Annotated in this window: 21 protein-coding genes, 1 tRNA gene and 1 pseudogene; 20 read left to right on the top strand and 3 right to left on the bottom strand. The window is 72.0% G+C overall.

The features are described 5' to 3' along the window. Positions 1-218: pseudogene (locus AC1DQF_RS12255) on the bottom strand (hypothetical protein); the annotation flags it as partial. Positions 219-447: 229 nt separating this feature from the next. On the opposite strand from AC1DQF_RS12255, the gene AC1DQF_RS12260 reads away from it, so the two are divergent. Beyond that, the gene (locus tag AC1DQF_RS12260) at positions 448-1,050 is read left to right on the top strand and encodes a hypothetical protein (protein ID WP_477525499.1); all 603 of its coding nucleotides are present in this window, start codon (positions 448-450) and stop codon (positions 1,048-1,050) included. Beyond that, positions 1,050-1,955 (top strand): LCP family protein, encoded by a 906-nt coding sequence (locus AC1DQF_RS12265; RefSeq protein ID WP_477525500.1) that lies wholly within the window; start codon positions 1,050-1,052, stop codon positions 1,953-1,955. Before AC1DQF_RS12260 ends, AC1DQF_RS12265 begins: the two co-directional genes overlap by 1 nt. Before the next feature lie 19 nt (positions 1,956-1,974). Here AC1DQF_RS12265 and AC1DQF_RS12270 read toward each other — a convergent pair whose 3' ends face one another. After that, positions 1,975-3,360 carry a choice-of-anchor P family protein gene (locus tag AC1DQF_RS12270; RefSeq protein ID WP_477525501.1) on the bottom strand — a complete coding sequence of 462 codons (1,386 nt, stop codon included), beginning with the start codon at positions 3,358-3,360 and terminating at the stop codon, positions 1,975-1,977. Between the two features lie 173 nt (positions 3,361-3,533). Beyond that, a tRNA-Arg gene (locus AC1DQF_RS12275) sits at positions 3,534-3,606 on the bottom strand. A gap of 85 nt (positions 3,607-3,691) precedes the next feature. On the opposite strand from AC1DQF_RS12275, the gene argS reads away from it, so the two are divergent. The 18 genes from argS (at position 3,692) to AC1DQF_RS12365 (ending at position 20,227) form a co-directional block, all read left to right on the top strand. Beyond that, on the top strand, positions 3,692-5,386 hold the full coding sequence (gene argS / locus AC1DQF_RS12280) for an arginine--tRNA ligase (RefSeq protein ID WP_477525502.1): 1,695 nt from the start codon (positions 3,692-3,694) through the stop codon (positions 5,384-5,386). A gap of 3 nt (positions 5,387-5,389) precedes the next feature. Further along, positions 5,390-6,790, top strand: coding sequence for a diaminopimelate decarboxylase (lysA, locus tag AC1DQF_RS12285; protein ID WP_477525503.1), 1,401 nt, complete (start codon positions 5,390-5,392; stop codon positions 6,788-6,790). After that, positions 6,790-8,097: a homoserine dehydrogenase gene (locus AC1DQF_RS12290; RefSeq protein WP_477525504.1), complete on the top strand. Its 1,308-nt coding sequence runs from the start codon at positions 6,790-6,792 to the stop codon at positions 8,095-8,097. Before lysA ends, AC1DQF_RS12290 begins: the two co-directional genes overlap by 1 nt. Beyond that, on the top strand, positions 8,094-9,179 hold the full coding sequence (thrC, locus tag AC1DQF_RS12295) for a threonine synthase (protein ID WP_477525505.1): 1,086 nt from the start codon (positions 8,094-8,096) through the stop codon (positions 9,177-9,179). The genes AC1DQF_RS12290 and thrC overlap by 4 nt, the downstream gene beginning before the upstream one ends. A 3-nt stretch (positions 9,180-9,182) precedes the next feature. Continuing rightward, positions 9,183-10,082 carry a homoserine kinase gene (thrB, locus tag AC1DQF_RS12300; protein WP_477525506.1) on the top strand — a complete coding sequence of 300 codons (900 nt, stop codon included), beginning with the start codon at positions 9,183-9,185 and terminating at the stop codon, positions 10,080-10,082. A gap of 195 nt (positions 10,083-10,277) precedes the next feature. After that, the gene (gene rho, locus AC1DQF_RS12305; RefSeq protein ID WP_477525507.1) at positions 10,278-12,326 is read left to right on the top strand and encodes a transcription termination factor Rho; all 2,049 of its coding nucleotides are present in this window, start codon (positions 10,278-10,280) and stop codon (positions 12,324-12,326) included. Positions 12,327-12,366: 40 nt separating this feature from the next. Continuing rightward, entirely contained in the window at positions 12,367-12,738 is a 372-nt protein-coding gene (locus AC1DQF_RS12310; protein WP_477525508.1) for a response regulator transcription factor, read from the top strand. Between the two features lie 147 nt (positions 12,739-12,885). Beyond that, complete coding sequence (gene rpmE / locus AC1DQF_RS12315; protein WP_477525509.1) at positions 12,886-13,116, top strand: 50S ribosomal protein L31; 231 nt, start codon at positions 12,886-12,888, stop codon at positions 13,114-13,116. A 106-nt stretch (positions 13,117-13,222) separates the two neighbouring features. Continuing rightward, entirely contained in the window at positions 13,223-14,296 is a 1,074-nt protein-coding gene (prfA, locus tag AC1DQF_RS12320) for a peptide chain release factor 1 (protein WP_477525510.1), read from the top strand. Continuing rightward, complete coding sequence (gene prmC, locus AC1DQF_RS12325) at positions 14,293-15,129, top strand: peptide chain release factor N(5)-glutamine methyltransferase (RefSeq protein WP_477525511.1); 837 nt, start codon at positions 14,293-14,295, stop codon at positions 15,127-15,129. The genes prfA and prmC overlap by 4 nt, the downstream gene beginning before the upstream one ends. Next, positions 15,126-15,791, top strand: coding sequence for an L-threonylcarbamoyladenylate synthase (locus tag AC1DQF_RS12330; protein ID WP_477525512.1), 666 nt, complete (start codon positions 15,126-15,128; stop codon positions 15,789-15,791). Before prmC ends, AC1DQF_RS12330 begins: the two co-directional genes overlap by 4 nt. Continuing rightward, positions 15,791-16,942, top strand: a complete 1,152-nt coding sequence (locus AC1DQF_RS12335; protein WP_477525513.1) for an MraY family glycosyltransferase — start codon at positions 15,791-15,793, stop codon at positions 16,940-16,942. Before AC1DQF_RS12330 ends, AC1DQF_RS12335 begins: the two co-directional genes overlap by 1 nt. An 82-nt stretch (positions 16,943-17,024) precedes the next feature. After that, positions 17,025-17,480 carry a hypothetical protein gene (locus tag AC1DQF_RS12340; RefSeq protein WP_477525514.1) on the top strand — a complete coding sequence of 152 codons (456 nt, stop codon included), beginning with the start codon at positions 17,025-17,027 and terminating at the stop codon, positions 17,478-17,480. Between the two features lie 29 nt (positions 17,481-17,509). Further along, the gene (locus tag AC1DQF_RS12345; RefSeq protein ID WP_477525515.1) at positions 17,510-17,734 is read left to right on the top strand and encodes an AtpZ/AtpI family protein; all 225 of its coding nucleotides are present in this window, start codon (positions 17,510-17,512) and stop codon (positions 17,732-17,734) included. Positions 17,735-17,751: 17 nt separating this feature from the next. Then, positions 17,752-18,549, top strand: a complete 798-nt coding sequence (gene atpB, locus AC1DQF_RS12350; RefSeq protein ID WP_477525534.1) for a F0F1 ATP synthase subunit A — start codon at positions 17,752-17,754, stop codon at positions 18,547-18,549. Positions 18,550-18,604: 55 nt separating this feature from the next. Beyond that, the gene (atpE, locus tag AC1DQF_RS12355) at positions 18,605-18,808 is read left to right on the top strand and encodes an ATP synthase F0 subunit C (protein WP_269800883.1); all 204 of its coding nucleotides are present in this window, start codon (positions 18,605-18,607) and stop codon (positions 18,806-18,808) included. Between the two features lie 34 nt (positions 18,809-18,842). Further along, positions 18,843-19,412, top strand: a complete 570-nt coding sequence (locus tag AC1DQF_RS12360) for a F0F1 ATP synthase subunit B (protein WP_477525516.1) — start codon at positions 18,843-18,845, stop codon at positions 19,410-19,412. Further along, the gene (locus AC1DQF_RS12365) at positions 19,412-20,227 is read left to right on the top strand and encodes a F0F1 ATP synthase subunit delta (RefSeq protein WP_477525517.1); all 816 of its coding nucleotides are present in this window, start codon (positions 19,412-19,414) and stop codon (positions 20,225-20,227) included. The genes AC1DQF_RS12360 and AC1DQF_RS12365 overlap by 1 nt, the downstream gene beginning before the upstream one ends.

Consider the following 20,227-nt stretch of genomic DNA (forward strand, 5'->3'; position numbering starts at 1 on the left):
GGCGCGGGGGCCTTGGCCGGACCGCGGGACGACTGGGGCGCCGACGCGGGGGCGGGCGCGGCGGCGGGCTTCGCGGCCGGCTGCGCAGGGGCCTTCACCGTGCCGCTGCCGGCGCTCGTGTCGGACCCGTTGCTGGAGCCGTTGGTCGAGCTGCCGCCGAAGTAGGCCGCCCACTGCGGCCCCACACTGCCGGGGTCCTTGTCGTACTGCTCACGCATCTCCTCGACGAGCCATTCATTGGCTCCGAGATCTGCGGACGGTGCAGGGGTTGATCCGGACTGGTCGGCCTGTGACTGCGCCACGAGTTGCTTCGCCTCTTCCACTTGGGCACGTGATCGGGAATTCCTTCACTCAAAGGCTAGTCGTACACGCCCGCAAATGCAGGGCCGCGCCCGCCCCTTGGTGCAAGGTGTCACGAGCGCCACACGAAACACCCCTGGAGACCCGATGAGCACCCCCTTCCGGAGCCCCGTCTGCGCTGCCGTCCTGGCGCTGGTCCTCGCGACCGGCGCCTGCAGCAGCGACGGCTCGACCCCGCGCCCCACGTCAGGCACCACCGAGACCGCCACCACCACGTCGGTCAGCGGACCGTCGCCCCTCACGACCCGCGCGGACATCGGCACCGTGGTCGGCAAGCTGCCCGGCGCCCGCCGCAAGGCCGTGCGCCGCGAGGTCACCGAGGTCGTCGACCGCTGGTGGGACACGGCGTACGTCGGGGGCGCCTACCCCCGCACCGACTTCGGCAGCTACCCGGGCTTCACCCCGGGAGCGACCCGCCGCGCCCGCTACGACCGCGACCTGATGTCCAACGCCGACATCGGGGACCGCGTCGCCTCGATCACCCCGCTGATGCGCAAGGCCCGCCTCGACCTGCTGTCCGTCGACCGTCGCGTGAGGTCCGTCACGGCGCGGTTCGACCTGCGCATGCGGGTGGCCCTCGACGACGGTGCCCCGAGCCGGCGGCTCCAGGTGCGGGGACGCGTGTTCCTCACCCGTCGTCCCGCCGGCTGGCGGATCTTCGGCTACGACGTCACGAAGGGCTGGCTGTGATGACGCGCCTCTCCCGCACCCTGCGCCTGCTCACCCTGGCGGCGGTCCTCGCGGCCTCCGCGTTCGTCGTGCCGGACGCGGCGGTCCAGTCGACCGACGTCGAGCTGGTGCGCATCAAGCGCGCCGGGGGAGTGTCGGTCGGGCCCGACGTGGTGTGGATCCTCGCGGTGGGCTCCGACGCCCGGCCCGGCGAGGACATGCTGCACTCGCGCGGCGACGCCCTGCAGCTGGTCGGCATCAACACCCGGACCGACGCGGCGACCGCGATCGGGGTGCCCCGCGACTCGTGGGTCTCGATCCCCGGGCACGGGATGAACAAGATCAACGCCGCCCTCTACTACGGCGGTCCGCAGGGCATCGCCGGCGCGATGCGCAACCTGGTCGGCATCACGCCCGACTACGTGATGGTCACCCGGTTCCCGTTCTTCGAGGACATGGTCGACGACATCGGTGGCATCGAGGTGATGAACCCGCGCCGCTTCCAGGACCCCTACCTCAAGAAGGAGGGGTTCCCCGCCGGCCGCATCCACCTCGGCGGGTACGACGCCATGGCGTTCTCCCGGATCCGCAAGGAGCTCCCCGGCGGCGACTTCGACCGCTCCGCCAACCAGCAGCGCACCCTGCGCGGCATCCATGCCCGCATCCGCTCCCAGGCCGACCGGCCCGGCTTCGTCGAGCGCGGCGTGATGACGGTCATGAAGCACCTGGCCACCGACCTGGGACCGGCCGAGATCTACGAGCTGGCCCAGGCCGTGGCCCAGGTGGAGCCCGGTCGGATCACCACGTGCGTGGTCCAGGGCCGGATCGGCACGGTGGGTGACCAGAGCGTGGTCTTCCCCGACGTCGCCCAGGCCCGCCGGCTGGGTGACGCCGCCCGGAGCGACGCCACCCTGCACGGCTGCTGATCGTTCTGGACCCGCGCCCTCAGCGCGGGTAGATGTGCCCGTCGGACAGGGCGAGGTCCATCACCACGGCCTGCTGGAAGAGCGTGACCCGCAGGGCGATGACGCTGGCGCCGTACCGGCTGCGCCTCACCAGCTCGCGCTGGACGAGCCCGACCCCGTTGGGCAGCTCGGAGGTACGACCCGGGGCGGGGACCGGGACGGGCTGGCCGTTCATGGTGATCGACGTGATGGTGGTCGCGACGCGGGCCCGGACCGGCTTGCGCTCCTTGCCGCGCATCCGCACCGAGCTCTCGACGCCGTTGATCTCCAGGCCGACGGACGGGACCGAGACGGACTCGATGCGGGTCCCGGTGAGGCCCTTGGCGAAGTCGCGCTTGGCGTCCTGGCTGCCGCGGTGGGTGTAGGTCACGTCGCGCAGCCCGGCGAGCAGGCCGAAGAGCACGGAGGCGGAGGGGACACGGAAGGTCTGCGTCCGGCCCAGGGTGCCCTCGCAGGGCAGCGACTTGTGCTGCACCCCACCGAAGTGGAGGTTGTCCTGCAGCACCTGGAAGTCGAGCGCCGTGCCGCCGGCGCGGAAGACCCCGGCCGGAGCGGGTGCGCCGATGCGCGCGTTGGCGGACCCGACCTCGACGAGCTGGCGGCGGCCGCCGGCGTCGACGACGATCTCCAGGGCCATGGCCTCCGAGGTGGCTCGCTTGCCCGAGGCCTGGCCGCGGACCTTGCCCAGGGCGATGGAGCCCAGGCCGGGGATCTGGATCGGCGCGGTGGCAGAGCGCAGCACCTGGAAGACCTGGTTGGCGGCCGCGCCGGTGCCCTCGAAGACGGTGTCGGTCACCTGGTCCAGGGGCGCCAGCAGCTGCTCCAGGGGGGTGCCCTGCAGCGGGGTGCCCTGCAGGAGCTCGAGGCGGATGCTCGCGAAGTCGAAGGTCTCGGCGTGGCCGAAGCCCTTCGGGGTGTGGAACGCGTCGGCGGTGGTGGTGAGACCCCCGATGACCAGGCTGGGGGTGGCCACCCCGTTGACGGTGCCGCCGATGCGGATGTCGCCGATGGTGTTGACCCCGCGCACCCCGTTGCGGTCGCCGTCGCGGTAGGTGTCGGTGCGGCTCGTGCTGGCGGCGACGTGAATGAGCGGGTTGCCCGGCACGCTCACCGCGGACGTCTTCTCGACCGACTGGCCGACCGCCCGGGTGCAGCGCAGCTGGGCGTGCGCGTCCTTGACGTCGAAGGCCTCGACGTTGTCGGTCACCAGCTTGACCCCGTAGACGTCGGCGCGGAAGCCGAAGTCGGTGAGGGCGGGTGCGCGGCGGGGCTCGGCGGCCGTCGCGCCGGGTCCGACGACCAGTGCTCCCGTCAGTGCGGTGGCGGTGGCCAGGGAGAGGGCCAGGCCCGAGATCAGCTTGCTCACGTGGGTGCTCCAAGGGGTGTCGACGCGTGGTGAGCCACGGTCCGCGCGCATGCGTACCCGTGGGTAACGCAGTGTTACACCAAAGGAACGGTGTCGAAACCACTCGCGCCGAAATGACCAGTGGGGAACATCGGACGGCCTGTGGCCGCCGGATGTTCCCCACCGTTCGCGTGCGCCTCCGGCAGGATTCGAACCTGCGGCACCTGGTACCGGAAACCAGTGCTCTATCCCCTGAGCTACGGAGGCCCGGGCGAAGCAGACCCTACAACCCTGCTCGTCGCACGGCGAAACCGGTTCGGGTCGAGGTGACCGGCGCCGATAGGCTGGGTCGGTGAACCCAGGCCAGCTCTCCCTGACCATCGTCGACGTCCTCGAGGACCTCGTGGCGGACGGCTCCGTGACGCTGCCGGGCGGGGTGCCGACGGGCGTGACCGTGGAGCGGCCGCGCCAGAAGGGCCACGGCGACTACGCCACCAACGTGGCGCTCCAGCTGGCCAAGGCCGCGCTGGTCGACGGGGCGAGCACCAACCCGCGCGCGTTCGCCGAGCTGGTGAGCGCCCGCCTCGCCACCGCCGAGGGGATCGCCGCCGTCGAGGTCGCCGGCCCCGGCTTCCTCAACATCACCGTCGACGCGGACGCCCAGGGCCGGGTGGGCGCGGAGATCCTCGCGGCCGGCGACACCTACGGCCACTCGCGGACACTGGCCGGCCAGTCGGTCGACATCGAGTTCATCTCCGCCAACCCGACCGGTCCGCTGCACCTCGGCCACACCCGCTGGGCCGTGCTCGGCGACGCCATCGCGCGCGTGCTGGAGGCCGCGGGAGCGACGGTGGCGCGGGAGTTCTACATCAACGACCGCGGCAACCAGATGGACCTGTTCGGGGCCTCGCTGGAGGCCGCGGCGCTGGGTCGCCCGATCCCGGAGGACGGCTACCAGGGCGCGTACGTCGCCGACCTGGCCGCCCAGATCGTCGCGGAGCAGCCGGGCATCGTCGACCTCCCCGCTCAGGAGCGGCTGCCCGCGTTCCGGGAGGCCGGCTACGCCCTGCAGCTCGCGGAGCAGCAGGCCCAGCTCGACGGCTTCAACACCCACTTCGACGTGTGGTTCTCCGAGCGCGCGCTGCACGAGGAGGGCGCCGACGGGTCGGTGGCCGACACCCTGCAGGGACTCAAGGACAACGGCCACCTGTTCGAGGCCGACGGCGCGCTGTGGATGCGGACGACGGACTTCGGCGACGACAAGGACCGGGTGCTCATCCGCTCCAACGGCGAGCTGACCTACTTCGCCTCCGACACCGCCTACTACCTCAACAAGCGGTCACGGGGCTTCGACCACTGCATCTACCTGCTCGGCGCCGACCACCACGGGTACGTCGGCCGGCTCCGCGCCATGGCCGCCTGCGTGGGCGACGACCCGGCGCTCACGCTCGACGTGATGATCGGCCAGCTGGTCAAGATCCTGCGGGACGGAGAGGAGCTGCGACTCTCCAAGCGGGCGGGCACCATCGTCACCCTCACCGAGCTCGTGGACGAGATCGGGGTGGACGCGCTGCGCTACTCGCTCGCGCGCTACCCGGCCGACAGTCCGCTGACCCTCGACGTCGCGGAGATCACCAAGGCGTCGAGCGACAACCCGGTCTACTACGTGCAGTACGCCCACGCGCGGACCTGCCGGATGATGGAGAACGCCGCCGACCTGGGGATGTCGCTGCCCGGCGACGCGTTCGACCCCTCGCTGCTCGACCACGAGCTCGACGGTCGCCTGCTGCGGGCCCTGGCCGAGTTCCCACGGGTGGTCGCCAGCGCCGCGGAGCTGCGCGAGCCCCACCGGATCGCGCGCTACCTCGAGGACACCGCCGCCGTCTTCAACAAGTGGTACGACACCAAGGAGTGCCGGATGCTCCCGCAGGGCGACGAGCCCGTGGCGCCGGTCAACGAGGCGCGCCTGGTCGTCGTGGCCGCCACGCGGACGGTGCTCGCCAACGGACTCGACCTGCTCGGCGTCTCCGCTCCCGAACGGATGTGACCCGTGCCCACCTCCCACCCCTCCGGCTGGGCCCACGCCGACGGCGCCCTCCGGGGACCGCACTGGCTGCGTGAGCCGGCCGACGCCAACGCGCTCGTCCCCAGCCTGTGGTCCTCGACCGCCTGCAAGGACGACGGCGTGCTCAGAGTCGGCGGCGTCCCCCTGCCCGACCTGGTGGCCGAGCACGGCAGCCCGGCGTACGTCCTGGACGAACGCGACTTCCGCGAGCGTGCGCGAGCCTTCGGCGACGCGTTCGCCGACTACGACGTCTTCTTCGCCGGCAAGGCGTTCCTCTCCACGACCACGGTGCGGTGGCTGGCCGAGGAGGGCCTGCACCTCGACGTGTGCTCCGGGGGCGAGCTGACCGTCGCGGAGCGGGCCGGCTTCCCGATGGAGCGTGTCGGCCTGCACGGCAACAACAAGACGCTGCGCGAGCTCGAGCGGGCCGTCGAGCTCGGTGTGGGCCGGGTCATCGTCGACTCGTTCGACGAGATCGAGCGGCTGGCCGGCGTCACCGCCGAGCTCGGCCGCACCGTCGGCGTCATGATCCGGGTCACCGCCGGCGTCGAGGCCCACACCCACGAGTACATCGCCACCGCGCACGAGGACCAGAAGTTCGGCTTCTCGATCGCCTCCGGCGACGCCTTCGAGGCGGTCCGCAGGATCGAGGCGGCCCCGGGGCTTCGCCTGCTCGGGCTGCACAGCCACATCGGCAGCCAGATCTTCGACTCCTCCGGCTTCGAGGTCGCGGCCCGACGGGTGCTGGCCCTGCACGCCCGGGTCAGCGAGGAGCTCGGCGTGCAGATGCCCGAGATGGACCTCGGCGGGGGCTTCGGCATCGCCTACACGACCCAGGACGACCCCAGCGATCCCGCGCAGCTCGCCGCCGAGCTCACCAAGATCGTCGAGCACGAGTGCCGGGCGCTCGGCGTCGACGTACCCCGCCTCTCCATCGAGCCCGGACGCGCCATCGTCGGCCCGGCGATGTGCACGATCTACGAGGTGGGCACGGTCAAGGAGGTCGCCCTCGACGGCGGCGCCCGGCGTACCTACGTCTCGGTCGACGGCGGGATGAGCGACAACATCCGCACCGCGCTGTACGACGCCGACTACTCCTGCACGCTCGCCTCGCGTGCCTCCGAGCGTCCGCCGATGCTGGCGCGCGTGGTCGGCAAGCACTGCGAGGCGGGCGACATCGTGGTCAAGGACGAGTTCCTGCCCGGCGACGTGCGACCCGGCGACCTGGTGGCCGTGCCCGGCACCGGCGCCTACTGCCGCTCGATGGCCTCCAACTACAACCACGCGCTGCGTCCTCCGGTGATCGCTGTGCRGGACGGGAAGACCTCCGTGGTGCTCAGGCGCGAGACTGAGGACGATGTGCTGTCGACAGACGTGGGTGCGTGATGGGTGAGGGAGACAAGCGACCGGACAGGCTCCGGGTCGCGGTGCTCGGGTGCGGCTCGGTCGGGTCGCAGGTGGTGCGGCTGCTGACCGAGCAGGCCGGTGACCTCGAGGCCCGGGTGGGTGCACCGGTGGAGCTCGTGGGGGTCGCCGTACGCCGCCTGGACGCGACGCGCGAGGTGGACGTCCCGGCCGACCTGCTCACCACCGACGCGGCCGGTCTCGTCGCGCGCGACGACGTGGACGTGGTCGTCGAGGTGATCGGGGGCATCGAGCCCGCACGCTCGCTGATCCTCTCCGCGCTCGACCACGGCGCCAGCGTCGTGACCGCCAACAAGGCGCTGCTGGCCGAGGACGGCCCCACCCTCTTCGAGGCGGCCGAGAAGGCCGACCGCGACCTCTACTACGAGGCCGCCGTGGCCGGGGCCATCCCGATCCTGCGGCCGCTGCGCGAGTCGCTGGCCGGCGACAAGGTCACCCGCGTGCTCGGCATCGTCAACGGCACCACCAACTTCATCCTCGACAAGATGGACACCTCGGGGGCGGGCTTCTCCGAGGCACTCGAGGAGGCCCAGGAGCTCGGCTACGCCGAGGCCGACCCGACCGCCGACGTCGAGGGCTTCGACGCGGCCGCCAAGGCCGCGATCCTGGCCAGCCTGGCCTTCCACTCGCGGGTCACGGCCGCGGACGTCTACCGCGAGGGCATCTCCGAGGTCACCGCCGGCGACATCTCCTCGGCCCGCGAGATGGGCTCGGTGGTCAAGCTGCTCGCGATCTGCGAGCTGCGCGACGACCAGGTGGCCGTGCGCGTGCACCCGGCGATGATCCCGCGCTCGCACCCGCTGGCCAGCGTGCGCGAGGCCTACAACGCCGTGTTCGTGGAGTCCGAGGCCGCCGGCCAGCTGATGTTCTACGGTCCCGGCGCCGGTGGCTCGCCCACCGCGAGCGCCGTGCTGGGCGACCTGGTCACCGTGGCCCGCAACCGCCTCGCCGGCACGCGCGGCGCCGGTGAGTCGGCGTACGCCGATCGGGCCGTGCTGCCCATGGGCGAGACGCGGACCCGCTACCACGTGGCCCTCGACGTCGACGACCGCTCCGGCGTGCTGGCGGCGGTCGCGACCGCCTTCGCCGACCAGGGCGTCTCGATCCAGACGGTGCGCCAGGAGGGACGCGGCGCCGACGCGCAGCTCGTCGTCGTCTCGCACGCCGCGACCGACGCCGCCCTCAGCGCCACCGTCGAGCACCTGCGCACCATGGACATCGTCCGCGACGTCACCTCGGTGATGCGGGTCGAGGGAGGGGACGAGTGAGCGACGCACCGTGGGCCCACCACCAGTGGCGGGGCCTCATCGAGGAGTACCGCGACCTCATCGACCTGCTGCCCGAGGGCCTGGAGGCGGTCACCCTCCGCGAGGGCGGCACGCCGCTCGTGCACTCGGAGTGGCTCTCCTCGCTGACCGGTGGCCAGGTGTGGCTCAAGGTCGAGGGCGACAACCCGACCGGCTCCTTCAAGGACCGCGGCATGACGACCGCGATCTCCGTCGCCAAGCACGAGGGCGCCCGGGCCGTCGTCTGCGCCTCGACCGGCAACACGTCGGCGTCGATGGCCGCGTACGCCGCCAAGGCCGGGCTCAAGCCCCTGGTGCTGGTGCCCGAGGGCAAGATCGCCGCCGGCAAGATGGCGCAGGCCGTCGTCCACGGCGCGCAGATCATCATGGTCCGGGGCAACTTCGACCACTGCCTGCACATGGCCAAGGGCCTCGCCTGGAACTACCCGGTCGCGCTGGTCAACTCGGTCAACCCGGTGCGCCTGCAGGGCCAGAAGACCGCCGCCTTCGAGATCTGCGACTTCCTCGGCGATGCCCCCGACTACCACCTGCTGCCGGTTGGCAACGCCGGCAACATCTCGGCGTACTGGATGGGCTACGAGCAGTACGCCGACCTGGGCCGGTCCAGCCGGCGGCCCGTGATGCGCGGCTTCCAGGCCGAGGGCGCGGCCCCGCTGGTGACCGGTGAGCCGTTCCCGGACCCGGAGACCAAGGCGACCGCGATCCGCATCGGCAACCCCGCCTCCTGGAAGCTGGCCGAGTCGGCCGCCCAGGAGTCCGGCGGACGCTTCGCCGCCCTGTCGGACGCCCAGATCCTGGCCGCGCAGGTCGAGCTGGCCCGCCACGACGGCGTCTTCGTCGAGCCTGCCTCGGCCGCCGGCGTCGCCGGCCTGCTGGCGGAGCTGGCGGCGGGGGAGAGCTACACCGGGGCGACGGTCGCGATCACGGTGACCGGCCACGGGCTCAAGGACACCGCGACGGCGCTGGAGTCGTTCGGCGACATCGTCGACACCGTGGTGGACGCCGACGTGGATGCCGCGGCAGCGGCGGCCGGGCTCGCCTGAGGGATGCCGACCTACGTCGAGGGGCCGGTGCGGGTCTCCGTGCCCGCGACCTCCGCCAACCTGGGCCCCGGTTTCGACTCCCTGGGCCTGGCCCTGTCGCTGCGCGACGAGCTCGAGGCCGAGGTGACGGCCTCGGGCATCGTGGTCGAGGTGACCGGCGAAGGCGCCGACGACGTGCCGCGCGACGCCTCGCACCTCGTGGTCCGCGCCATGCTCGCGGCGTTCGACGCGATGGAGGCGCGGCCCCCCGGCCTGCGCCTGTCGTGCCGCAACGTCATCCCGCACAGCCGGGGGCTGGGGTCGTCGTCGGCGGCGATCGTGGCCGGCGTCGCCCTGGCCCGGGCCCTGGTGGCCGGCGGCCAGCTCCTGCTCGACGAGGCGTCCCTGCTCCGGCTCGCGGCCGACCTCGAGGGTCACCCCGACAACGTCGCCCCCGCCCTGCTGGGCGGCTTCGTCATCTGCGGGCGCGAGGCGGGGGAGTGGTACGCCGTCCCGTCGGCCGTCGACCCGCGCGTGCGGGTGGAGGTCTTCGTGCCCTCCACCCCGGTGGCGACCGAGGTCGCCCGGGGTCTGCTGCCCGACGTGGTGCCGCACGCCGACGCCGCCGCCAACAGCGGCCGGACCGCGCTGCTGGTCGCCGCCCTGGCGGGTCGTCCCGAGCACCTGCTCGCCGCCACCCGCGACTACCTCCACCAGGAGCAGCGGGCGCCAGCGATGCCGGAGTCCCTGGCCCTGGTGCACCGGCTGCGCGAGGACGGTGTCCCTGCCGTGATCAGCGGTGCGGGCCCGACCGTGCTGGCCTTCGTCGGGGCCACCCACCACACCCTGGCCGACCGCAGCCCCACGGGCTGGGCGCACCACGTGCTGGATGTGGAGCCCCGCGGTGTCGTCGTGGCGGAGTGACGCACCACCCCTGCTAGCCTGTGCGCGCGCCGTTCGGCGTGAGCTCCCGCCGCCGCGGTCCGTCCGCCGGCCCGGGGGCGCCCCCTCCTCCCGGTGTGCGTGTCGTGCGCACGCGACCAACCGGTCCCGGGACCACCTGTCAGCAACCAGCCAGCTCCTCGTCGGGAGCCGGCTCCAAGCGTGGGAAGGGCCTACGTGACCGACTCAGCAACGCCCAGCGCCAAGAAGCGTGGCGGCGGGCTCAGCTCCATGCTCCTCGCCGACCTCAAGTCGATGGCCGCCGGCATGGGCATATCCGGTGCGGGCTCCATGAAGAAGGCGCAGCTCGTCGACGCCATCAAGGCGGCCCAGACGGGCGCTTCGTCGGCGGCCCCGGCCACGGCGCAGCCCGCAGCGGCCAGCAGTGCCCCGCGGGTGACCCGCACCCAGCGCCCCGCACGTCGCGTCCCGGCCTCCGCCCCGGCCGACGCCGCCGACGCCCCGGCGAGCGCCGAGAAGCCCGCTCCCGAGTCCGCGCAGACCGGGTCCGCCGGGTCCGACTCCACCGCGGCCGACGAGCAGCGCCCGTCGCGCCAGCGCACCCGCAACCAGGCCCGGCAGCAGGACGACGCACCCCGGGACGGCCAGCGCCGTACCGAGGAGCGAGCGCAGGACCGGACCGCGGACCAGGGCTCCGACAAGGGCTCGGACAAGGGCTCGGACAAGGGGTCCGACAAGGGGTCCGACAAGGGCTCGGAGAAGTCCGCTGCCACGGGCCAGGACCAGAAGTCCCGCCAGCAGCAGGACCGCCAGCAGGAGCGGCCCGACCGCCAGCAGGAGCGCCAGGCCGCCGACCAGCAGGCCGGCAACCAGCAGTCCGGGAACCAGCAGTCCGGCAACCAACAGGCCGGCAACCAGCAGGGCAAGCAGTCCGGGAACCAGCAGGCCAACCAGCAGCAGGCCGGCCAGCAGGGCAACCAGGGCAACCAGCAGGACCAGGACCAGGACGACGACGGTGAGGGCGGCAGCCGCCGCAACCGCCGCCGCCGTGGGCGCGACCGCGACCGGACCGCCCCCCGTCCGGGCAACCGCAACGAGCCCGACACCACCGTGCTCGAGGACGACGTCCTCGTGCCGGCGGCCGGCATCCTCGACGTGCTCGACAACTACGCCTTCGTCCGCACCTCGGGCTACCTGCCCGGGACCGACGACGTCTACCTCTCCTTGTCCATGGTGCGGAAGTTCGGCCTGCGCCGCGGCGACGCCATCGTCGGTCAGGTGCGCCAGCCCCGCGAGGGCGAGCGCAAGGAGAAGTTCAACCCGATGGTGCGCATCGACAACGTCAACGGCGCCGACCCGGAGGCTGCGCGGGACCGGGCCGAGTTCGACTCGTTCACCCCGGTGCACCCCGACGACCGGCTCCGCCTGGAGACCGACTCCGCCAACCTCGTCGGTCGCACGATCGACCTGGTCGCCCCGATCGGGAAGGGGCAGCGCGGCCTGCTGCTGGCCCCGCCGGCCACCGGCACGACGACGGTGCTCCAGTCCGTGGCCGCGTCGATCTCGCGCAACAACCCCGAGTGCCACCTGATGATCGTGCTGCTCGACGAGCGTCCCGAGGAGGTCACCGACTTCCAGCGCTCGGTCAAGGGCGAGGTCATCGCGTCGACCTTCGACCGGCCGGCGACCGACCACACGATGGTCGCGGAGCTGGCCATCGAGCGTGCCAAGCGCCTCGTCGAGCTCGGCCACGACGTCGTCGTGCTGCTGGACTCGCTCACCCAGCTCGGCCGGTCCTACAACCTCGCGGCCCCGGCCAACGGGCGGCTGCTGTCCGGCGGGGTGGACGCGACCGCGCTGCACCCCCCGAAGGCGTTCTTCGGTGCCGCTCGCAACATCGAGCAGGGCGGCTCGCTCACCATCCTGGCCACCGCCCTGGTGGACACCGGCTCGGCGACCGACGAGGTCATCCTCGAGGAGTTCACCGGCACCGCCAACAGCGTGGTGCGGCTCAGCGGCGACGTGGCCGCGCGGCGTACGTTCCCCGCGATCGACGTGCTCGCGTCCGGTACCCGGCGCGAGGACCTGCTGCTCACCCGCGAGGAGCACGAGATCACCGAGAAGCTGCGTCGCTCGCTGCTCGACCGCACCCCGGTCGAGGCCAACGAGGACGTCCTGGGGCGGGTGCGCGCGACGCAGTCCAACATCGAGCTGCTCACCCAGGTGCAGCGCACCCCGGTCGCTGCCTCGGGCAAGCGGCGCTGACCCGGGTTAGGGTCGGTAGGAACGAGAGCGAGGGACGGACATGGCACGCATCGTGGTCGCCGACGACGACATCGACATCCGGGAGCTCGTGGAGTTCAAGCTCTCCACGCTCGGGCACGACATCGTCGCGGTGTCGGACGGCCAGGCGGCCGTCGACGCCTGCCAGGCCGACCGCCCGGACCTGGCGGTGCYGGACGTGATGATGCCGGGGCTGTCGGGCCTGGAGGCCGTGCGCCTGATCCGTGCCGATGCGGCGCTGGCCGACCTGCCCGTGATCCTGCTGACCGCCCGCGCCCAGGAGTCGGACGTCGAGACGGGCTTCGGGTCCGGCGCCGACGACTACATCACCAAGCCGTTCAGCCCCCGGGAGCTGGCCACCCGCGTCGAGGCACTGCTCTCCCGAGCCCGCTGATCGGCGTCCCCGGCCGGCCGCCGCGGCCGGGAATGCCACGATTGGGTGCGCTGTTGTCACGGGTGGCACACTTGCGTGCCGGCTCCGGTTCACGTCCACGCAGCCGCGTGTGGACGACCCGGCGGCATTGTTTCGAGAGGACACCGCATGAAGAAGGACATCCACCCCGCGTACGTCGACACCCAGGTCACCTGCACCTGTGGCGCCGCGTTCACCACGCGCAGCACCGCGACCTCCGGCTCGCTCAAGGCCGACGTCTGCTCGCAGTGCCACCCGTTCTACACCGGCAAGCAGAAGATCCTCGACACCGGCGGCCGCGTGGCCCGCTTCGAGGCTCGCTACGCCAAGAAGGCTCCGCAGAGCACCGAGAGCAAGTAGCTCTCCTCCAGCGCCGGCCTCCCGCACCGCGGGAGGTCGGCGCTGTGCATTTCCTCAACGGCACTTCCCAGAACGTCCACCCACCAGCGCCCAGGAGCCCCCACCGATGTTCGAGGCCGTCGAGGGACTCGTCGCCGAGCACTCCGAGCTCGAGGAGCAGCTCGCCGCTCCCGAGACGCACGCCGACCAGCGGCTGGCCAAGCGCCTCAACCAGCGCTACGCCGAGCTGAGCGCGGTCGTGGCCACGTGGCGTGAGTGGCTCCAGCTCGGTGACGACATCGAGGCCGCCCGGGAGCTCGCCTCCGACGACCCGGACTTCGCCGACGAGGCGGTCGTGCTCGAGGCCCGTCGTGAGAAGGCCGAGGAGCGGTTGCGCCACCTGCTCGTCCCGCGCGACCCCGCCGACGCCAAGGATGCACTCCTGGAGGTCAAGTCGGGTGAGGGTGGCGAGGAGTCGGCCCTCTTCGCCGCCGACCTCCTGCGGATGTACTCCCGCTTCGCCGAGGCGCGCGGCTGGCGGACCGAGATCCTCGACGCCACCGAGTCCGACCTCGGCGGCTACAAGTCGGTCACCGTCGCGGTCAAGGCCAAGGGCACCCCGGAGCCCGGCGAGGCGCCGTACGGGATGTTGAAGTTCGAGGGCGGGGTGCACCGCGTGCAGCGGGTGCCGGTCACCGAGTCGCAGGGACGGGTGCACACCAGCGCCGCCGGCGTGCTCGTCATGCCCGAGGCCGAGACGGTCGACGTCGAGGTCGACGACAACGACCTGCGCATCGACGTCTACCGCAGCAGCGGTCCGGGCGGTCAGAGCGTCAACACGACCGACTCCGCCGTGCGCATCACGCACCTGCCCACCGGCATCGTGGCCAGCTGCCAGAACGAGAAGAGCCAGCTGCAGAACAAGGAGTCCGCGCTGCGCATCCTGCGGGCCCGCCTCCTCGCGGCCGCCCAGGAGGCCGCCGACGCCGAGGCCAGCGAGGCCCGTCGCAGCCAGGTGCGCACCGTGGACCGGTCCGAGCGGATCCGCACCTACAACTACCCGGAGAACCGCATCTCCGACCACCGGACCGGCTACAAGTCCTACAACCTCGACCAGGTCCTCGACGGCGACCTCGGCCCCGTCCTCCAGTCGTCCCTCGACGCCGATCTGACGGCCCGGCTCGAGGCGCTCGAGCAGTGACCCGGACCGTGCGCCGGGCCGCCGCGGACGTGCTGCGGGAGGCGGGTGTCGCCTCCCCGGATCGCGACGCCGAGCTGTTGCTCGCCCACGTCCTCGACGTGTCGCCGGGCCGGCTCGTCCTCGTCGACGACGTCTCGCCCGAGCAGCAGGAGCGGTACGACGCGCTGGTCGCCCGTCGCGCGGCCCGCGAGCCGCTCCAGCACCTCACTGGCACCGCCGCCTTCCGCTACGTCGAGCTGCTGGTCGGGCCGGGCGTCTTCGTGCCCCGACCCGAGACCGAGCTCCTCGCCGGGTGGGCCATCGACGCGACGGCCGGGATCGACGCCCCAGTGGTCGTCGACCTGTGCACGGGCTCCGGCGCCATCGCCCGCGCCGTGGTCGACGAGGTCCCGGACGCCGACGTGCACGCCGTGGAGCTCGACGAGGGGGCCTGGGCCTGGGCCGAGCGCAACCTGGCCGGCACCGGGGTCGACCTGCGCCAGGGCGACTTCGCCACCGCCTTCGACGACCTGCTCGGAACGGTCGACGTGGTGGTCTGCAACCCGCCGTACATCCCGCTCGAGGCCTGGGAGTCGGTGGCGGTCGAGGCCCGCGACCACGACCCGCACCTGGCGTTGTTCTCCGGCGACGACGGCCTCGACGCGATCCGCGTCCTGGCGGTGCGCGCGGCCGCCCTGCTGCGGCCCGGGGGGGTGCTCGGGTTCGAGCACGCCGACGTCCAGGGCGAGGCGGCCCCGGACGTCCTGCGGGCCGCCGGACGCTGGGCCGAGGTCGTCGACCACCGCGATCTGGCAGGTCGTCCGCGCTTCACGACGGCGCGACTGGCACGATGACCCTCGTGAAACGGCTTGCGGTGACGACCGAGGACGAGCGCGAGGCGGCGATCGAGGCGGCGGCGACCGCCGTACGACGCGGGCTGCTGGTCGTGCTGCCCACCGACACCGTCTACGGCGTCGCGGCCGACGCGTTCGACGCGGACGCCGTGCAGGCGCTGCTCGACGCCAAGGGCCGAGGTCGCGAGATGCCCCCGCCCGTGCTGGTGAGCACGGCGACGACCCTCGACGCCCTCGCCGGGGGCGTGCCGGCCTACGCCCGCGCACTCGTCGAGCGCTTCTGGCCCGGGCCGCTGACGATCGTGTGCCGCCAGCAGACCTCGCTGCAGTGGGACCTGGGCGAGACCCGGGGCACGGTGGCGGTGCGGATGCCCGACCACGAGGTCGCGCTGGCCATCCTGGAGCGCACCGGACCGCTGGCCGTGAGCTCCGCCAACACGACCGGTCACCCGGCGGCCCGCAACGCCGACGAGGCCGCCCGGATGCTCGGGGACGACGTCGAGGTGATCGTCGACGGCGGTCCGGTCGACGGGGGAGAGGCGTCCACGATCGTGGACTGCACCGGTCCGCGGGGGCGCATCCTGCGGCGCGGGGCCCTGTCGCTCGAGGAGCTCAACGAGGTCCTCGAGCCGATCGGTGCCACCCTGACCGACGAGCCCTGATGCGCGAGTACCTCCTCGTCTTCCTCGTGGCCGGCACGGCCACCTACCTGCTCACCGTCATCGCCCGCGAGATCGCCCTGCGCACCGGCGCCGTCGCCGCGGTCCGCGACCGCGACGTGCACGACGCCCCGATCCCCTACCTCGGGGGACTGGCCATGCTCGGCGGCCTGGTCGCCGCCTACCTGGTGGCTCGCGAGCTGCCGTTCCTCTCCCGCAGCGGCGACTTCGTCTTCCGCGACGCCGGGGTGGTGCTGATCGCGGGCGCCCTGATCTGTGCCGTCGGGGTGGTGGACGACGTGTTCGAGATCGACGCGCTCACCAAGCTCGGGGGTCAGGTGCTGGCAGCCGGGCTGCTCGTGGCCTTCGACGTGCGGTTCTACTACCTCCCGGGCAGCGACGGGTCCCAGTTCCTCCTCGATCCCAACCAGGGGGCGCTCCTGACGGTGATCGTGGTGGTGGCGACCATCAACGCGGTCAACTTCGTCGACGGCCTCGACGGCCTCGCCGCGGGGGTGGTCTGCATCGGGGCGCTGGCCTTCTTCGTCTTCTGCTACGTCCTCACCGCGCAGAAGGACCTGACCCTGGCGACCACCGGCGCCCTGCTGAGCGCCGCCCTGGCCGGGGCCTGTGCGGGCTTCCTGCCGCACAACTTCCACCCGGCCCGGCTGTTCATGGGTGACTCCGGATCGATGCTCATCGGGCTCGTCCTGTCCGCCAGCGCCCTGACCCTCACCGGCCAGTTCGCCGGCACCGACATCTCCTCGGAGGGCAACAGCATCTTCGTCGCCGTCCTGCCGGTGCTGCTGCCCGTTTCCCTGCTCATGGTCCCGGTCGCCGACCTGGTGCTCGCCGTCGTACGCCGCACCCGTGCGGGTCGTTCGCCCTTCGCGCCCGACAAGCAGCACCTGCACCACCGCCTGCTCGAGATCGGCCACTCCCAGCGCCGCGCGGTCCTGATCATGTGGCTGTGGGCCGGGCTGGTGTCCTGCGGGGCGGTCCTGACCAGCCTGTACAGCGGTCCGTGGATGTGGGTGGGGCTCGGCGTGATGACCGCGCTCACGGTCGCCCTCACCTTCCTGGTCCCGGTGCTCAAGAAGCCCGGCCAGCCGGAGGCGGAACCCCTTGGTTCGGAGCCCAGCGGGACTTTGTGATAGTTTTCACGAGCGGTCGGAGTGCCTCTCCACCGCCCCGCACCACCGTTGACAGCACACCCTCCACAGGACGGCCGCCGCCATGACGACCGAGTCGAAGCAGGACACCCGCCGCGGTGCATCCCCGCTCCTCGGTGCCGCGACTGCCGGGCTGGTCCTCGTCGTGCTGGCGTCGCTCCTGGCCGGCATCGTCGACGGTGGCCCCGGTGCCCTCGGCGCAGCAGCCGGGGGAGGGGTGGCCCTCCTGGTCTTCGCGTCCGGTACCGCCGTGGTGCACACCGTCGCGCGCACGATGCCTACCGCCTCGCTCCTGGTGGCCCTGATGACCTACACGCTCCAGGTCGTGCTGATGGGGGCCGTCGCGATGGCCCTCGTGCGGGCCGGACTCGTGGGCGACGAGCTCTCCCGCGGCTGGTTCGCGGGCGCGGTCATCGCCCTGACGGTGACCTGGATGGTGGTGCAGGTGTGGCTCGTCGGGAGGCAGCGCATCCCCGTCTACGACCTGTCCGCAGGCCCTCGGCCCGGGGGTGAGGGATGAGCGCGACGACTGCTAGGGTTCGGTCCGCGATGGCTCGAGAGAATCCCCCGCCTGCCGGACCTGACGATTCCCCCAAGGGCGACCCCTGGCACGCCTTCGGCTACATCGTCTCGGGGGTTGCTGTCTACGGACTGGTCGGGTGGCTGCTTGATCGCTGGCTGGGAACGACGTTCCTCGTCGCGATCGGGATCCTCGTCGGTGCAGGTTTCGGGATCTACATGACGTACGCACGATTCAACAAGGCAAGCCGGTAGGAGATTTGGTGACCACGATGTTCGGCATCGCCATGGCGGAGTCCGGGGACGAGTTCGTCCCGCCGGGGCCCAACAGCTTCGACTTCAGCGACGTGCCGCTCTTCCACCTGGGGGAGTACGCCGTCACCAAGCCGCTCGTCCAGCTCGTGCTGGCTGCGCTGGTCGTCTTCGCCTTCTTCTACGCCGCGACGCGTCGCGTGTCCCTCGTCCCGGGCCGCATGCAGTTCGCCGGCGAGACCGCCTACGGCATGGTCCGCAACTCCATCGGCCGCGACATCATCGGCAGCCGGGACTTCCAGCGGTTCGTGCCCTACCTGGTGACGCTCTTCTTCTTCATCCTGGTCAACAACGTCATGGCGTCGATCCCGATGATCCAGTTCCCCACCTTCTCGCGGGCCTCCATGGCCTACGCGCTCGCGGCGCTGAGCTGGGTCATCTACAACGCGGTCGGCATCAAGAAGCACGGCCTCGGGGGCTACCTCAAGCTGCAGACCGTGCCGTCGGGCRTCACGCCCCTGATGTACCCGCTGCTGGTGCCCCTGGAGTTCTTCTCCAACATCGTGGTCCGCCCCGTCACGCTGGCCCTGCGTCTGTTCGCCAACATGTTCGCCGGCCACCTGCTCCTGATCCTCTTCACCACCGGTGGCCTCTACCTCCTCGAGCAGGGCGGCATCGGCTACGTGGCCGGGCCCATGGCCTGGGTGCTCGCCATCGCGATCGCCTTCCTCGAGCTGCTGGTGCAGTTCCTGCAGGCCTACGTCTTCACCCTGCTCAACGCCATGTACATCTCGGGTGCCCTCGCCGACGAGCACTGAGCTCCCGAGTAGCACGACTTCACCACTCCAGTAGGAACAACGAAAGGAAATAGCCGTGGACGGCAACCTCAACATGATCGGCTACGGACTCGCGGCCATCGGCCCCGGCGTCGGCATCGGCCTGATCTTCGCGGCCTACATCTCCGGTGTCGCCCGCCAGCCGGAGGCGCAGGGTCGCCTCCAGTCGATCGCGATCCTGGGCTTCGCGCTCGCCGAGGCGCTCGCCATCATCGGTATCGCGCTCGCGTTCGTTCTCTGACGCCCCCGCTCGCACGCACTGACGAAGGACTGCCATGCAGAATGTGATCATCCGCGCCGAGGAGGGCGGCCATGCGCCGGAGAACCCGCTCGGCTTCGTGCCCGTCGAGTTCGCCACGTCGCTGGTGGTCTTCGGACTGCTGCTCTTCGCGATCTGGAAGTTCGTCGTTCCCCGCTTCGAGAAGACGTTCGCCGAGCGCACCGAGGCGATCGAGGGTGGGTTGAGCGCGGCCGAGACCAAGCAGGCCGAGGCCGACGCCAAGCTCGCCCAGCTCGAGAAGCAGCTCGCCGACGCCCGGCACGAGGCCGCTCGCATCCGCGAGGAGGCCCGAGAGCAGGGTGCTCAGATCGTCGCCGAGATGCGGGAGCAGGCCCAGGCCGAGTCCTCACGCATCGTCGAGCACGGGAAGACCCAGATCGAGGCCGAGCGCCAGCAGGCGGTCACCTCGCTGCGAGCAGAGGTCGGCGCCCTGGCGACGACCCTTGCCGGTCGCATCGTCGGTGAGAGCCTCGACGACGAGGCTCGCCAGAGCCGGGTCGTCGAGCGCTTCCTCGCCGACCTCGAGTCCGACGGCTCGACCAGCGCGGGGAGCGGGGTCAACTGATGGCCCGCGCCATGCGTGGAGCTTCCGCGGACGCCCTCGCGGCCCTCACCAGTGATCTGGAGAGCAGGCTGCGGGGCGGCGCGGACGCGAGCCGCATCGGTGACGACCTCTTCACGGTCTCGTCGGTGCTGCGCTCGGAGCCGGCGTTGCGCCGGGTGGCGACGGACGCGTCCGTCGACGCCTCGGCCAAGCGGGGCCTCGTCGGTGACATCTTCGGCGGCCGCGTCGACCAGAACACCCTCGACCTGCTCGGCTCGGGCGTGACCCGTCGCTGGACGGTGCCGCGGGACCTGGCCGACGCGCTCGAGCACCTCGGCGAGGTGGCCGTGGTCCGCTCGGCCGGCGACGACTCGGGCCGCCTGGCCGACGAGCTGTTCGCCTACGGCCAGACGGTCAACGACAACCCGACCCTGCGTGACGCCCTGTCGGACCCCTCCCGGTCCCAGGACGACAAGGCGGGACTGGTGCGGTCGCTCCTCGACGGCAAGGCGCTCCCGGCGACGGTGACCCTGGCCCAGCAGGCGCTGGCCGGGACCTACCGGACCGTGGCGGCCGCCCTGACGACGTACCAGCAGGTGGCTGCGACCGTCCACGACGAGCGCGTCGCCACCGTCCGGGTGGCGCACCCGCTCTCCGACGCCGACCGTCAGCGCCTCTCCGACGCGCTGGCCCGGCAGTACGACCGCCGTATCCACCTCAACGTGGTGGTGGACCCCGAGGTCATCGGCGGCATCAAGGTCGAGGTGGGTGACGACGTCATCGACGGCACCGTCGCCAACCGCCTCGACGAGGCCCGGCGCTCGCTCGCCGGCTGA

Source organism: Nocardioides sp. P4_G4 (assembly GCF_056401085.1).